The sequence below is a fragment of the Micrococcus sp. LASM2_SD2 genome (genome assembly GCF_057364565.1).
This window is the reverse complement of sequence record NZ_JBNFOB010000440.1, coordinates 1-803: the sequence shown is the minus strand read 5'-3', so window position 1 is coordinate 803 and position 803 is coordinate 1. Positions and strand designations below refer to the sequence as shown.

The following is an 803-nucleotide window of genomic DNA, read 5'->3' as shown; positions in this document are numbered from 1 at the left end:
GCTCGAACAGGTCGATGGCCTGTTCTCGTTGTTCTGGTGTGAGTTTCGATGGTGCTGGCACAGCACTGCTCCCCGGGTGAGTCGGACTTGAATAGGAGTCCAACTTCCGGGGAGCAGTGCACACCCTGCCAGGGTGGGCGGCCGTCGTCGTGAGGTCGCGTCAGGACGTCAGGAGTGGGACTCGGCCCGCTCGTAGAGGTGGTCCAGGACGAACTGCTCGGACTCGTCCAGGTAGGCCGAGAACATCTCGCCGAGCCCCTCGGCACGGTCCTCCAGCAGCGCCTGGGCGATCTGGAGGTTCCGCTCGGCGAAGCGGGAATGCAGATCGGTCTCACGGTCCATGGGCTGGAAGGCCAGGCGCATGCGGACCATCGTCTGGCGGAGGGTGCGCTGCAGGTCCGGGGCACGCGTCATCGCGGCGATCGCGCCGTGCAGGCACTGGTTGGCGTCGCCCATCAGCAGCGGGTCCACCGTGGTGGGCGTCGGGGAGAGCATGTCGACCACGCGGCGCAGGTCGGCCTCCACCTCCGCCGTGACCTCGCCGAAGCGCAGGGCGCCGAGCTCGATGATGCGGCGGGTGCGGTAGATCTCGCGGACCTGCTGGACGTCCGGGGAGGCCACGAAGACGCCGCGGTTGGGGCGCCGGATGAGCAGCCGCTCGGCCACGAGCGCGGCGAAGGCCTCACGGAGGCTGTTGCGGCTGACGTCCAGCTCGGCGGCGAGCGCCACCTCCCCGAGACGGGTGCCCCGGGGCCAGCGAGGCGGTCTCGATGCGGCGGCGCAGCTCCTCGGCGGCGCCGGCG

At 70.5% G+C, this 803-nt stretch carries 1 protein-coding gene; it reads right to left on the bottom strand.

The features are described 5' to 3' along the window. Nucleotides 1-168 precede the first annotated feature (168 nt). On the bottom strand, nucleotides 169-803 hold a 635-nt coding region (locus AC2W7A_RS12995), incomplete at its 5' end, for a GntR family transcriptional regulator (RefSeq protein WP_485991690.1).